Genomic DNA, 13252 nt, shown 5'->3' with positions numbered 1-13252 from the left:
ATACTGGCGGATGACAGGAAATACTGGCGGATGGCAGGAAATACTGGCGGATGGCGAGAAATACTGGCGGATAGTAGGAAATACTGGCGGATGGCGAGAAATACTGGCGGATGGCGAGAAATACTGGCGGATGGCGAGAAATACTGGCGGATGGCAGGGAATACTGGCGGATGGCGGGAAATACTGGCGGATGGCGAGAAATACTGGCGGATAGTGAGAAATACTGGCGGATGGCGGGGAATACTGGCGGATGGCGAGAAATACTGGCGGATAGCGAGAAATACTGGCGGATAGCAGGAAATACTGGCGGATAGCAGGAAATACTGGCGGATGGCAGGAAATACTGGCGGATAGCAGGAAATACTGGCGGATGGCGAGAAATACTGGCGGATAGCAGGAAATACTGGCGGATGGCAGGAAATACTGGCGGATAGTAAGAAAATCCGCCCATAAAACTCCCAGGTACCCCCTGGGAGTTAGGTCAGCTCTGAATTTTCTCTTTTAAATCAAGGAGATACTTTCGCCATTGCCCCGCAAGCTCTTTCACACCCAATATCTTATCTATCATCTCAATAGATGGAGATGGATTATGAAAATAGAGATGATGGATGGAGGAAACAGTGATTTGCTCAGGATGTGATAGCAGCTTTTTTATTTGAGAATCCGCTGTGATTTTCCCTTCCTCCAGAACTCTGAAGAAATACCCCGTATACCCCGTTTCAATAATTCTTTTTAAAAGAAGGTTGTTGTTATTGCGTTTATTGATGGTGGAGCAGGGATAGCGCCCTTGAGACACCTGCAGGACAGCCTCCCCAATCTGAAAGACATCGCCAATACAAACCTGGTCTTCCTTCATGCCTAAAACAGTCAGATTTTCTCCAAAAGCAGAAGGGGTTAATATGCGGTCGAAAACACTTTCCCAATGAGCATAATGCTCGAAGGGATAAACACAGACGACTCGATCTGAACCGCCATGGTACTCAGGGTTCGCTACCTGATCGCCCTTTATCTGAGCAAAGCCCACAACAAGCTCATCACTTTGTTCCTTCCAGATTCCGGACACATAGGCTTCATTCTTATAGACACGATTTTTAGGCAAACCCTTGCTTGAATAAATAATCTCTCTAGTATGCAATGCTCTCCTCGCCTCCTTGGTATTTATTTTACTACAAGATTTAAACGTAAAAATGGAAGAAACCCTCATATGCTGAGGATTTCTTCTATTTTTAAGCTAGGCTAAAGACTCGCTGAGTGATAGTTGGTAAAATAATTTCGATGATTGTTCCTTCATTTACTTCACTATCAATCGTTAATTCGCCGTTATGGCTTTCAATAATTTTATAACACGTCATTAGACCGAGGCCCGTTCCTTTTTCCTTTGTTGTATAAAACGGTTCCCCGAGTGTCGGAATCCGTTCTTTTGGAATGCCGATACCCTGATCAATGATCTGGATAGAGATTTTTCCTTCTTCCTTTACTTTTACCTTCACATCAATGTTTCCACCGCTAGGCATGGCTTCTATCGCATTTTTTAACAGATTTAATAAGACCTGCTTTAATTGGTTTTCCTCACAGCTTATCCTAGGCAAATCACATTCAAATTCTACGAAAATTTGAACGTTGTTTAGAATAGATTGTGTATTAATTAAGGTTACAACATCTTTAATTAGTTCCTTGATATCTTTTTCAGCAAAAACAGCAGCAGTTGGTTTTGCGAGCACGAGGAATTCGCCCACGATATCATTGATTCGATCAAGCTCTGATAACACAATATCATAATATTCTTTTTGATGCTGCTCGGTTTTAAATAGCTGAATGAACCCTTTAATTGAGGTAAGCGGGTTGCGGATTTCATGGGCAATGCCCGCAGACATTTGACCGAGAAGAGCCAATTTTTCAGATTTTTGCAGGAGTTGTTCCGTTTGTTCTTTTCTTTCCGTGACATCTTTTCCGATTGATAGAACCGCTTCTTTTCCTTCAAACGTTATGTACATGGAGGAGCCTTCAAAGACAAATACCGAACCATCTAATCTAATAAATTTGTATTCAATATTGTTTAAAGGATAGGTTTCTTTTTTTACTTGTTTCATCCGTTCATTCAGACGTTCTGTATATTCTGGAAAAAGGTAATTGAAAATAGAGGTTCCTATTACTTCTTCCTTGTCCTTTGCACCGATCAAAGTTACGGCTTCCTTATTTACATAGATAACCTTATTATCTTGGTGAATGATCACGGATTTTGGCAAAGAGTCTATTAATTGTTTATAGCTTTCTTCACTAGCCCGAGCCTTTTTTCCAAAGAAACGTGCCCGGTCATATTGCCAGCCAACCAGCCAGGCAATCACTGTAAAAATAAGAAAGTCTACTGTAAAGAAACGTTCATGCTCCACAATGGTTTGATAGCCAGAAAAAAGTAGAGATATTAACACTAATGTAATTTGACCTAATTTATTCATACTGTATCCTCTAATTATCTGAATTTGCTATAATCATATCATGAATTGGTAGAATGATAATAGGGAAAAAGTTCCATAGGATATTAACAAGTCTGGAATAGAAAAAAGCCCAGCTGATACCGGCCTTTTTCTATGTGACAAAAATTTACTAGTGCTCGAGCATTACGCTTGTGTCATTTTGTGATACAAGTTTAAGATTGATTGTCCATAGGTCGAACCAGGTACAGCCCATTTTCCGTTTAAAGCGGTCCAAGTTGTGGCAGACCCTCTATTTACAAGATGAAAGCGGAGATCCACCAACGGGTATCGGTTTGGTAAGGGGAAATTTGTTGCATAAGCATATAAATGCTGGAATTGTGCAAGAACACCATCTTGAGGTGTCTTAAAGGAAGCGCCTCGAACACCGCCGCCGATAGCTCCGATTCCAGCAAAGTTATTTTGCCCATTCCTTACATCCCCTGTAAACCGAAAATAGTCTGTTTCGAGCATGGCCTGTGCAAAAGCAACATCTCCCCTAATTCCATAATACTCGCCAAGAGTTTTATAAAAACTTCCGAGTAATGCTGCTTTGGGATTTATTTTTCTCACGTATTGATTCATTTGTTCTGCGGTGAGCAAGGTTGGACCTAGTATTGAAGTTGGGTTTTGTTGGTTCGCGGAGGGGCTGGGGGGCTGGCTGGAATTTGAGGTATCTGTTGGTGTTACTGTTGGAATAGGTGTTGATCTGAAATCAGAATTTGGACTTGAGCTTTGGTTTTCCGCTGCAATGAAGGCATTAATTTCAGTAGCTTTACTAATTTCAGTGACTCTGTTTTCTGCATTTGTCCTGCTGGAGTAGGCACCTGCCTGTACCTGGTGCCAGGTTTCACCAGAGATTGTGGTTGTTACGATAAAGGATTGAATACCTATTGAACGCAGGAAGGCTACCCGCTCTTGTGCATTTTCTCTTGATTTGAAAGAGCCGGCAAATACTTTGTACATTTCATCTCCTCCATTATTAGTTTCTCCCTATATTATGAGAAGACAAGGGGGATGTCGACGGACATCCGCCTGTAAATAAACAGAAAACCCCCGGATGGAGGTTCCCTTTAAGTACCGCTTTTTACGGTCCCTTTTATATGAAACTTTTTTTGCTGCTGCATTAAGAAGAAGAAGACACCGAGGAGAACGAGCATTCCGCCGGCAATTTGCCAGCTGGCAAGGTGTTCTCCAAGCATCAAGACTGCTAAAATCGTCGCACCCACGGGTTCGCCTAAAATACTCATTGAAATGGTGGTAGCATTGACATAGTTTAAGAGCCAGTTATTGATGATATGGCTGATTGTTGGAACGGTGGCAAGTAAAAGGAAAATCCCCCATTCCTTGGCTGGATAACCGCCAAAATCAACACTTGTACTTAGGTTATAGATTGTTAGAACGATCGTCGCAATGAAAAATACACAAAAGCTATAAATCCAGTGGGATACTTTTTTCACAATGCTTTGGCCAATCATTAAGTAGCCAACCACCGCAATGACGCTTAAAAAGGATAGGATATCCCCGAGGATGGCGTCCTGACTTAAAGCAAAGTCACCCCAGCCAATCATCATCGCCCCAACAATCGCAATTCCCATAGTCATCAGTGCGGAAGGTGTGGTGCGTTCCTTAAATAGGAAGTAACCGGCGACCAAGGAGACAATTGGCTGAAGTGCGAGGATAATCGTTGAGCTTGCAACGGTCGTTAATTTTAACGAACCGAACCAAAGGACAAAATGTAGTGCTAAAAAGAGACCTGAAAAAAATAAAAAGACCCAATCTTTGCTTGTTATTTTTTTAAATTCTTCACGGTTTTTCCAAACGATCGGAAGCATTAATAAACTTGCAAACATCATGCGGTACATACTTAAAATCGAAGCAGGTGCATCGGACCATTTTACAAAGATGGCGGAAAACGATATCGCAATAATTGAAATGGTGAGCGGTAAGACAATAGAGCGGGAATTATCTTGCTGGTTCATTTCTATCCTCTTTTCTAGAATATATAGGTGGTGCTTTTTTTTTGTAAAATAAATCTAAATAATCTTATCATAATTGTGGATTTCTAGACACTAACAAAACTCTCCAGTTACAAACAAAAAACGTCAAGCCCTTTTGTTGAATAAGGGTTGACGCTTTTTGCCTGTGCTTAATTATTCGAATAGAGCTCTTCGGCACGATTTTCCTTCAGTTCCAATGAGTTCATGAACCGTTCGATGCGCTTTACCGCTTCTTGAAGCTGTTCCAAAGAAGTGGCATAGGAGCATCTTACATACCCTTCGCCACTCTCGCCAAAGGCGCTTCCTGGTACAACGGCTACTTTTTCAGCGAGCAAAAGCTCTTCTGCAAATTGTTCAGAGGTCATGCCGGTACTTTTAATAGAAGGGAAGACGTAGAATGCACCGCCTGGAGTGTGACAGTCCAAACCAATTTTGTTTAACGATTGGACAATATAATTCCGTCTTCTGCGGTAACTTCTTCTCATGCTTTCCACTTCGTGATACGTATTTCGTAACGCCTCAATTGCACCGTACTGTAGCATAATCGGGGCACACATGGTGGTATATTGTAAAATTTTCACCATTTGTTCAGTGAATGACTTTGGGGCAGCTAAGAAACCTAGTCGCCAGCCTGTCATCGCAAATCCTTTGGAGAAGCCGTTGATTAAAATGGTCCGTTCATACATACCTTCTATCGAGGCAAAGCTCGTATATTCTTCATCATAGGTTAATTCCGCATAGATTTCATCGGAAACCACTAGCAGGTCATGTTTTTCAATCACAGCTGCTAGCTTTGTTAGTTCCTCTTTGTTTAAATAGGTTCCAGTCGGATTATTCGGTGAACACAACAAGATTGCTTTTGTTCGACTGGTAATCGCATTTTCAATTTGTTCCGGTGTCAGCTTAAAGCCATTACTTGGGTGTGTTGAGACGGGAATTGGTTTTCCTCCTGCCAGGGTCACTAATGGTGCATAAGAAACGAAAGCAGGCTCAATGATTAATACTTCGTCTCCCGGGTTTAAAATCGCACGAAAGGTTAGGTCAATCGCCTGGCTTGCACCGACAGTCACGATGACTTGGTCGATAGGGTTATACTGCACACCAAACCGCCTATATAAGTAAGATGAGATTTCCTGTCTTAGTTCTAATAAACCGGGATTGGCCGTATAGGAAGTATAGCCTTCTTCTAAAGAGAGAATGGCTGCTTCCCGAATGCTCCACGGGGTGATAAAGTCCGGCTCGCCGACACCTAAAGAAATGACTCCCTTGATGGAGGCTGCCAGGTCAAAAAACTTCCGTATTCCAGATGGTTTGAGTTCTTTCACCATTTCCGATAAATAGTGTTGATGTTCTTTCATCATGGTGAAACCACCATCCGGTGGTCTTTGTCATTGCTTTCGCCAAAGATGACACCATCATGCTTGTATTTTTTCAACATAAAATGAGTGGTGGTAGAAATAACATTATCTATCGTCGACAGCTTTTCCGAAACAAATCTAGCGATTTCACTCATCGTTTTTCCTTCAATGGTAATCGATAAATCATACGCCCCGGACATGAGATAAAGAGAAGTCACCTCAGGAAAACGATAAATTCTTTCCGCAACATCGTCAAAACCAACCCCGCGTTTCGGTGTCACCTTTACATCAATCATCGCTACAATATTTTCCTTGTCAGCCACCTTACTCCAATCAATCAAAGCAGGATAACTCACAATGATCTTTTCATCCTCTAACTTCTTAATGACCGCCGAAACATCCTCCACACTCGAATTTACCATCAAAGCAATATCTTCCACAGGAATTCGATGATTCTCTTCGAGAATCGATAGAACCTCTAACTCCTCACCAGACAACCTCATACTATATCCTCCTCTAAACGTTCAAATTTAATATTACTATAATACAGCAAAGTTAGAATAAATAAAATATTTTCTGTTACCTTTGTGGGTGCCCTCTGGGTGCCTGTCACCGCTCGTGGACACTTTCCACCTGAGGCGGACAGTAAAGTTCCTTCTTCTTCTTCCGAAATGCAGAATAGTTGGTTTTGTCCGCTGAATAGAATAAATGATGGAGGAGCATTACTTCTTTGTGGGCGGCTATTTATTGATAAAATTGGGGTGGATTACATGAAAAATTTCTTCCATATCATTTTTCTCATACTATTATTCCTACTTTTAGCTGGATGCAGTGATAATGAGGAGGAGAATGTGTCAGGAGTTGGAAGTGGACCTGCTTCGCCTGTGGTTAACAATTCTAATGATCAACCCAAGGTGGAAGACCCTACAAAGATTCCTGTGATTGAAGTTCCTAGGGGGGGAGGACCTGCACCAGGAGGACCTTTTCCTCAAGGGGGTAATTCAAGTGGTTTAGATGAGGCTGCTGATCAGAATGCTGTAATCTTTTTGATGGAAGAGTATCTTGTGAACTTTGAAAAGGCAGTTAATGATGGAGCATTCGTCTATATTTCACATCTGCTCGATCCCGAAAGCCAGTTGTACGAGGAGCAAATCGATTATGTGTTAGACCTGTACGAAAGACAAATTACCGAGCAAATCATCCAATACCAAATTGGGACCCCGATTAAATCAGGAGAAGATACCTACGAAGTCCTCGTCCAAGAGACCTATTCCATTCATTATGGAAGCGAAGGAAGAGAAGAAATCAAAAACTTCAAAAACACCTACACAGTCATAAGGTACGACGCCAATGTTTGGCTGATACATGATTTAATAGTCACCGTTGTAGAATAGATGGGGGCCGCCGAGGTTGGTGCCGTTGAAGGTGCCTGTCACCAAGGTGACACCTAAAAGGTGTTCACCACTCGTGGACACTGTCCACCTAAGGCGGACAGTTGATGCAAGGCTTTAATAGAAAAAAGGGTTTTGGCACATGTTGTGCCGAAAACCCTCTTTCTATTAGCCTTCATTTTTTATTAGATATCTAAGGATGGCTGCGAGTCCTGCTCCGTGTTTGAATTCCCCGGAATTAATTAGCTGGTGTAACTCGTTCATTTCAATTGTATGTAAGTCTATTTGCTCGGTAGCTTCTAGCTGTTGCTCTGTTTTTATCAGGTCAGTAGCAGCAAACAGGAATATTTGTTCACTTGTGGACCCGGGTGAGGGATAAACATTGCCTAAATCTATCCAGTTTTTTGCTTGGCAGCCTATTTCTTCTTCTAACTCCCTTTTAGCTGCGGAGAGTGGTTCATTATCTTCCGGATCAATAGCACCTGCAGGCAATTCCCATTGCCATTCCTTCACAGCATGGCGATATTGCCGAATACAAATAACCTTTCCATCTTCTGTAATCGGAAGGATACAAACTCCTTTTGCAAAATTCACAAAGGAAAAATGCATATCTGTATGATTTGGAAGGGTTACGTCTTCCTGTACAATTTCAAATCTATCTACTTGATCCTTTTGAACTTTGTTAATTTTCCACTCCACTAATTCCACCTCATTGTATATCTTAATCTATTTATTTTTACCTAAGTCTAGAGGGAATTCAAGGGAAAAGGTGAGGAAACTAGTTTATTACCTTTTAACTTTTCACCGACATCCTGCTTGATTGACTTATAGTGAAGATACTAGCCAATGCTAATGGAACCAATATACCAATTAAATCAAAGCCAATATCAAAAACTCTGCCACCTCGGTGAAAGTATAATTGGAGAAATTCAGTAAGAGCGGCAAAGGAGGATGCTGTTAGTAGGATGAGAAACTTAGATTTGTATTTCATTAAAAGCAGGATTGTAAGAAATTGAAAGGCTAAAATATGACCCAGTTTTTGTAAGAATAAGTCCCTGCTAACGTCAGAGGGGAAGGGTAAAAAGAACTCTAAATATGGTGGATTTACATCCCATTGAAACTGTACTACTCCAAAATGAATTAAATCATGAAAACTTACCGTACAAGTAAACATCAAAATCACACCGCACCAAACCAAAATAAACAAACTCCGCATCATCAAACCTCCCATCTAACAAGCTTGACCGTTGCCAGTAAGTTTCATACATCTGAATAAAATGGCCGAAATGACTGCATAAATGAAAGATTCTGCATAAATGGTGACAGGCACCGCCCGTGGTGTTTTCTCTGATTTTTTTGAGAAAATGCCTTTTTGGTTTTAAAATAGGAATTTTCTATGAGAACCAGTTTATTCCTGCCTATATTTATTTATTTTATTACGTTCCATATACTCCAAATTTCCATATGCTTTAGTAATAAGGGGTGAAATGTAATGAAAAAAGACCAATTTGACGCAGAAACACTAAAGCACATTAGGAGCCGGCTGGATACTGTTTATGCAATTGCTAAGAAAAATTACAATGACAACCCTGAATTGATGGACACAATCGAGAGTTTAGCTCAAATAGCCATTATGTTTACTAATATTAAACTGCAAGAGGTTAATGATCAGGAAGAAACCGCCAGCCCTCAGGGGTACATCCTTTCAAAACTTTCACACTCGTACTCAAGAATGACAGAGTATGAAAAACAAAAGGTAAAAGAATTTCCAAAATGGAAACTGTAATCAGCCTGTTGAAACAGGCGCAGCCAAAGAGAAGTGCAACCTGCACTTCTCTATATTTTTGTGCGTAGAAAACTAGTACAGATAGCTAAATGTCCACTCAAGGAGGACATTTGTATTTTAATGGTGACAGGCACCGAAAAGAGGCTCCGAAAAGGGCACCCAATAATGTTTATTTTAGTAAGGTTGGAAAATAATGATAGGTATAGATGATTTTTTTCTTGGTGGAAGGGGCGTTTGGATGTGGATTAGTGATTTTTCGATTAGGCGGCCGATTTTTACTCTTGTTACGATGTTTTTTGTTTTGATTATGGGGGGTGTTTCCCTTTTTAATATACCGATGAAGCTGATTCCGGAGATTAATCCCCCGGTAGGAGTGGTCGTTACGACGTATCCTGGTGCTAGTCCTGAGGAAGTGGTCGAGAAGGTAACGAAACCTTTAGAAGAGAACCTTGCTACACTGCCTGGGATTAAAACCATGACCTCCACCTCTCAGGAAGGTGCAAATTTCATATTAATGCAATTTTCCTGGGCGACGGATATCGATGAAATTCAAAATGAAGTTCTTCAACGCCTTGATATGACGCCGCTTTCTGATGATGTTGGCAAGCCTCGGTTCTTGAAGTTTGACCCTTCTATGTTTCCGATTATTCAGCTGTCCCTTCGTTCAGAAAAGGATGAAACCTCTTTAAGGGAGCTTGCGGAGCAATTGAAGCTCGAGCTAACAAAGGTTGCCGGTGTGGCCAGTGTTAACCTTTCAGGCACCTCCGCCCAAGAGGTAAGAGTTGAACTGGATCAAGAAAAGCTGAGGAGATTTCAACTAAGTCAATCGGATATTGTTGACCTTATCAAAGCCAATCATATCTCGATGCCGGGTGATACGATTTTAACAGAAGGGAAGGAGCTTACAACAAGAATCATCAGCTCCATTCATTCTCTTGAAACTCTTAATGGCCTTACTATAAGTGTCAATCCATTAACGGGTGAAAAAATCAAACTTCAGGATATCAGCACGGTTGAATTAACGAAACTGGATGACCATACGATTACGAGGATGAATCAAAAACCATCGGTGCTGCTCAGTGTCCTGCAGCAATCCGATTCCAATACCGCTGCGGTTTCGAAGGAGTTTCTTAAACAGCTGGACAAGCTCTTAGAAAAAGAAAAGTACAAAGGTATTGAATCTGAAATTCTTTTTGACCAAGGGGAATTTATCCAGATGGCCATTGGAAATATATCTACTTCTCTGCTTGTTGGCGGGGTATTGGCGATGGCGGTGTTATTCTTATTTTTAAAAAATATAAAGAGCCCGCTTATTATTGGGATTGCGATTCCGTACTCGGTTATTGTTACCTTTGTTCTCATGTATTTTGCAGATTTCACCTTAAACATTATGACTCTAGGCGGGCTTGCGCTCGGAATCGGAATGCTCGTCGATAATTCAATTGTAGTGATTGAAAATATTTACCGTCATCTTTTGATGGGAAAAGAACCGATTGTAGCAGCAAGGGATGGAACGAAAGAGGTTGGGACGGCCATCACCGCGTCGACTTTAACCACAGTATCGGTTTTTATACCCGTGGTCTTTATTACCGGATTGATTGGGGAGATGTTTACTGAATTCGCACTGACGATTTCTTTTAGTTTATTCGCATCGCTAGTGGTGGCATTGACAGTGGTGCCGATGCTTGCAAGCAGGCTGCTAAAAGCACCAAAACGGAGTTATTTAAACAGGAGGCATAAAAACAGCTGGATAAAAAGAATCGATAAAGGTGTGCGCTGGTCACTACAGCACCGCGGCTCCGTTATCATCATCACCATCGTCTGTCTTGGTATTAGTATTTTTGGCTTGACGACAGTAGGTACACAATTCTTGCCGAGCACAGATGAGGGATTCTTTAGTGTTCGGATTAAACTGGAAAATGGAGCTGCCTTAACAGAAACGGAAAAGGTTGTTGCAGCCCTTGAGGACCGTTTGAAAAATGAACAAGAGGTAGATACCTTTGTAGGTTTAATTGGCACCACCCAGGAAGGAACCTTTAGGGGTACAACGAATGCCAATGTGGGAGAACTTTATATTAAAATGAAGGAATTGGAAAGTCGGGAACGAAGCACCTTCCAATTTGTCGATGATATAAAGGATAAGTTAGTGAAGGCGGCTGTGGAGGCGAATCAGACTGCGAAGCTATCCTTTATTATGCAGTCACCAACGGGATCTAGTCCGCATACACTCTCTTTTAGTGTCAGAGATACCAATCCAAAGGGACTAACCAAGGCTGTAGACACGATATATCATGAGTTGAAAAACTTAAAAGAAGTCAATGAATTAACCACGGATTTAATGAAAAGAGTGGATGAAGTTCAGATAAGTGTTGACCGTGAAGCAGCATTGAGACATGGATTACTCCCTGCTCAGATTGCGATGATTGTAAATGATGTAACCCGTGGTTCGAGGGCAGCGCAAATGATTTCGGACACAGGTGAAATTCACAGTATATCTGTTCAGTACGACCGGAAGATTACGAGTAATCTGGAACACCTCAAAGGTCTCCTTGTGAAAAAACCAAATGGAGGATATGTGACGTTGGGTGAGGTTTCAAAGATTGAAGTGAAAAGCGGACCCGTTGATATTCAAAGAATCAACCAGCAGGGTGCGGTGCAGTTTACCTTGAAATACAAAACAAACACTAATTTAGGTGCCATTTCAAAGAAGGTCGAGCAGGAGATTGACTCTCTTAACCTTCCTGAGGAGTCAGAGATTGTTTTTAGCGGAGAGAAAGAATTGCTTGATTCATCCATCGATGAGTTGATTCTCGCTCTTATTCTAGCGGTTGTGTTTATCTATCTCGTCATGGCTGCACAATTTGAATCTTTAAAATATCCATTTGTAATAATGTTTAGTGTGCCGTTAATGGTGATAGGAGTGGCACTCGCCTTGACCAGCACGATGAGTCCGATTAGTCTGACTGTCATCATTGGGGTCATTGTACTCGCTGGTATTGTTGTTAACAATGCCATCGTCATCGTCGACTTTATCAATCAGAAAAAGGAAGGCGGAATGGTCTCCTATGACGCCATTGTAGAATCGGTAAAAGACCGGGCAAGGCCAATCTTTATGACATCCCTTACCACCATCCTAGGACTCATCCCGCTCGCCCTCGGAATTGGAGAAGGCACAGAAATCAACCAGCCCATGGGCATAACCGTCATCGGAGGAATGATTAGCAGTACACTGCTTACATTGTTTGTAATACCGGTTATGTATAGCTTGTTTGACAAGAAAGCCAGACGGATGTGAAATGGAATAAAAACATGCATGAGTAGCGCCTCCCAACCCATGCATGAAAAAGCTTTCTTCACAGAAAAAGGGTCAACCAAAAAAAAATTGAAGTTGACCCTTTTTCATATGAAATTACATTATTGAATCGATTTTTGAAAGTGAAATAGGTGTTGATTTCGGACGATTTCGTTTATATAGTTCATGGTTATTTCTTCGGCGGCTTCGATGTCATGGTGTGTCCGGTTATTTAGGATGTTTGATAGCATTCCTTGCCAAATGAGGATGGTTAGTTCATTGATGGCATCGATATTTTCTTCCTTTATATTGCCTTCGACTGCTGCTTCCAGTAATAAGGTCAGGCCTCGCTTGTTCATATTTCGCTCAAAGAGAATTGGTTTTAATCCTTCCGGGATGTTAATTAAATCATTTGGATAAAGCTTATAGTATTCTGCTAATAAATCTTCCGGGTGTTCACCTAAATCCATAATAAAAATCGCATGGAAGATTTGCGGTGATTTGAAGGAATGCTTACAAAAACATTCCCAGGCCAAAAGATATTTTTCAATTGGACTTTTTCCCTCCTCCATATAGGCAGCGACTTCATCTGTATATGTTTTCAAAAACTTCATCGAAGCAAAAAAGATTAAATGGGAAAGTTCGGTGAAATAGTTATAAATCGTGGCGCTATTATAGCCTGCCCGGTCCGCTACTTTCCTGATTGTAACCTTATCAATGCCTTCTTCCTCGATAATTTCAGCGGTTGCATCAACAAAATACTTCCACATCCTGCTCATTTGGATTTCCTTTTTTTTCATATCGATCTCCTCACCAATAAGACTTTTTAAAGTAATGAATTTTTAGAAAATTTATATTGTCAGAAAATAACTGCTATGGTAATATAACCGTAGTTATAAAATAATCATGATTAGTAAATCAATCATATCACGAAAAGGGGAAGGTTGGAAAATA

The 13252-nt window shown here is 41.1% G+C and carries 13 protein-coding genes; 4 read left to right on the top strand and 9 right to left on the bottom strand.

All coding sequences use genetic code 11. The features are described 5' to 3' along the window. The first annotated feature begins 30 nt into the window (after positions 1 to 30). Positions 31 to 294, top strand: coding sequence for a hypothetical protein (locus MLOOGBEN_RS02490; protein ID WP_218780995.1), 264 nt, complete (start codon positions 31 to 33; stop codon positions 292 to 294). Between the two features lie 187 nt (positions 295 to 481). On the opposite strand, the gene MLOOGBEN_RS02485 is transcribed toward MLOOGBEN_RS02490, so the two are convergent. The 6 genes from MLOOGBEN_RS02485 to MLOOGBEN_RS02460 form a co-directional block, all read right to left on the bottom strand. Further along, positions 482 to 1135, bottom strand: a complete 654-nt coding sequence (locus MLOOGBEN_RS02485; RefSeq protein WP_256988803.1) for an MOSC domain-containing protein — start codon at positions 1133 to 1135, stop codon at positions 482 to 484. A 91-nt stretch (positions 1136 to 1226) separates the two neighbouring features. After that, on the bottom strand, positions 1227 to 2456 hold the full coding sequence (locus tag MLOOGBEN_RS02480; protein ID WP_179156666.1) for an ATP-binding protein: 1230 nt from the start codon (positions 2454 to 2456) through the stop codon (positions 1227 to 1229). A 162-nt stretch (positions 2457 to 2618) separates the two neighbouring features. Further along, entirely contained in the window at positions 2619 to 3437 is an 819-nt protein-coding gene (locus MLOOGBEN_RS02475) for an SPOR domain-containing protein (protein ID WP_179156665.1), read from the bottom strand. Between the two features lie 107 nt (positions 3438 to 3544). Continuing rightward, positions 3545 to 4453, bottom strand: coding sequence for a DMT family transporter (locus MLOOGBEN_RS02470; RefSeq protein ID WP_179156664.1), 909 nt, complete (start codon positions 4451 to 4453; stop codon positions 3545 to 3547). A 167-nt stretch (positions 4454 to 4620) separates the two neighbouring features. Then, positions 4621 to 5829 (bottom strand): aminotransferase, encoded by a 1209-nt coding sequence (locus tag MLOOGBEN_RS02465; RefSeq protein WP_179156868.1) that lies wholly within the window; start codon positions 5827 to 5829, stop codon positions 4621 to 4623. Then, entirely contained in the window at positions 5829 to 6332 is a 504-nt protein-coding gene (locus tag MLOOGBEN_RS02460; protein WP_179156663.1) for an Lrp/AsnC family transcriptional regulator, read from the bottom strand. The genes MLOOGBEN_RS02465 and MLOOGBEN_RS02460 overlap by 1 nt, the downstream gene beginning before the upstream one ends. 348 nt (positions 6333 to 6680) lie before the next feature. On the opposite strand from MLOOGBEN_RS02460, the gene MLOOGBEN_RS02455 reads away from it, so the two are divergent. After that, positions 6681 to 7223, top strand: a complete 543-nt coding sequence (locus MLOOGBEN_RS02455) for a TcaA NTF2-like domain-containing protein (RefSeq protein ID WP_179156662.1) — start codon at positions 6681 to 6683, stop codon at positions 7221 to 7223. Between the two features lie 165 nt (positions 7224 to 7388). Here MLOOGBEN_RS02455 and MLOOGBEN_RS02450 read toward each other — a convergent pair whose 3' ends face one another. After that, entirely contained in the window at positions 7389 to 7919 is a 531-nt protein-coding gene (locus MLOOGBEN_RS02450) for an NUDIX hydrolase (RefSeq protein ID WP_368737744.1), read from the bottom strand. 94 nt (positions 7920 to 8013) lie between these two features. After that, positions 8014 to 8436 carry a VanZ family protein gene (locus MLOOGBEN_RS02445; RefSeq protein WP_179156661.1) on the bottom strand — a complete coding sequence of 141 codons (423 nt, stop codon included), beginning with the start codon at positions 8434 to 8436 and terminating at the stop codon, positions 8014 to 8016. Positions 8437 to 8712: 276 nt separating this feature from the next. On the opposite strand from MLOOGBEN_RS02445, the gene MLOOGBEN_RS02440 reads away from it, so the two are divergent. Then, positions 8713 to 9006 carry a hypothetical protein gene (locus MLOOGBEN_RS02440; RefSeq protein ID WP_179156660.1) on the top strand — a complete coding sequence of 98 codons (294 nt, stop codon included), beginning with the start codon at positions 8713 to 8715 and terminating at the stop codon, positions 9004 to 9006. Positions 9007 to 9244: 238 nt separating this feature from the next. Then, complete coding sequence (locus tag MLOOGBEN_RS02435) at positions 9245 to 12301, top strand: efflux RND transporter permease subunit (RefSeq protein WP_179156659.1); 3057 nt, start codon at positions 9245 to 9247, stop codon at positions 12299 to 12301. Between the two features lie 119 nt (positions 12302 to 12420). Here MLOOGBEN_RS02435 and MLOOGBEN_RS02430 read toward each other — a convergent pair whose 3' ends face one another. Next, entirely contained in the window at positions 12421 to 13098 is a 678-nt protein-coding gene (locus tag MLOOGBEN_RS02430) for a TetR/AcrR family transcriptional regulator (protein ID WP_179156658.1), read from the bottom strand. Positions 13099 to 13252: the final 154 nt, after the last annotated feature.

It is taken from the genome of Bacillus sp. EB106-08-02-XG196 (assembly GCF_013396335.1).
Lineage (GTDB): Bacteria > Bacillota > Bacilli > Bacillales > Cytobacillaceae > Neobacillus.
The sequence above is the reverse complement of the archived record's forward strand: the minus strand, read 5'-3'. Positions and strand labels throughout refer to the sequence as shown.

Excerpts from the sequence above, each read along its gene's own strand:
- MLOOGBEN_RS02465 (WP_179156868.1), bottom strand. The coding sequence starts at position 5,829 with ATGAAAGAACATCAACACTATTTATCGGAAATGGTGAAAGAACTCAAA.
- MLOOGBEN_RS02490 (WP_218780995.1), top strand. The coding sequence starts at position 31 with ATGGCAGGAAATACTGGCGGATGGCGAGAAATACTGGCGGATAGTAGG.
- MLOOGBEN_RS02440 (WP_179156660.1), top strand. The coding sequence starts at position 8,713 with ATGAAAAAAGACCAATTTGACGCAGAAACACTAAAGCACATTAGGAGC.
- MLOOGBEN_RS02445 (WP_179156661.1), bottom strand. The coding sequence starts at position 8,436 with ATGCGGAGTTTGTTTATTTTGGTTTGGTGCGGTGTGATTTTGATGTTT.
- MLOOGBEN_RS02475 (WP_179156665.1), bottom strand. The coding sequence starts at position 3,437 with ATGTACAAAGTATTTGCCGGCTCTTTCAAATCAAGAGAAAATGCACAA.
- MLOOGBEN_RS02480 (WP_179156666.1), bottom strand. The coding sequence starts at position 2,456 with ATGAATAAATTAGGTCAAATTACATTAGTGTTAATATCTCTACTTTTT.
- MLOOGBEN_RS02470 (WP_179156664.1), bottom strand. The coding sequence starts at position 4,453 with ATGAACCAGCAAGATAATTCCCGCTCTATTGTCTTACCGCTCACCATT.
- MLOOGBEN_RS02435 (WP_179156659.1), top strand. The coding sequence starts at position 9,245 with ATGTGGATTAGTGATTTTTCGATTAGGCGGCCGATTTTTACTCTTGTT.
- MLOOGBEN_RS02430 (WP_179156658.1), bottom strand. The coding sequence starts at position 13,098 with ATGAAAAAAAAGGAAATCCAAATGAGCAGGATGTGGAAGTATTTTGTT.
- MLOOGBEN_RS02460 (WP_179156663.1), bottom strand. The coding sequence starts at position 6,332 with ATGAGGTTGTCTGGTGAGGAGTTAGAGGTTCTATCGATTCTCGAAGAG.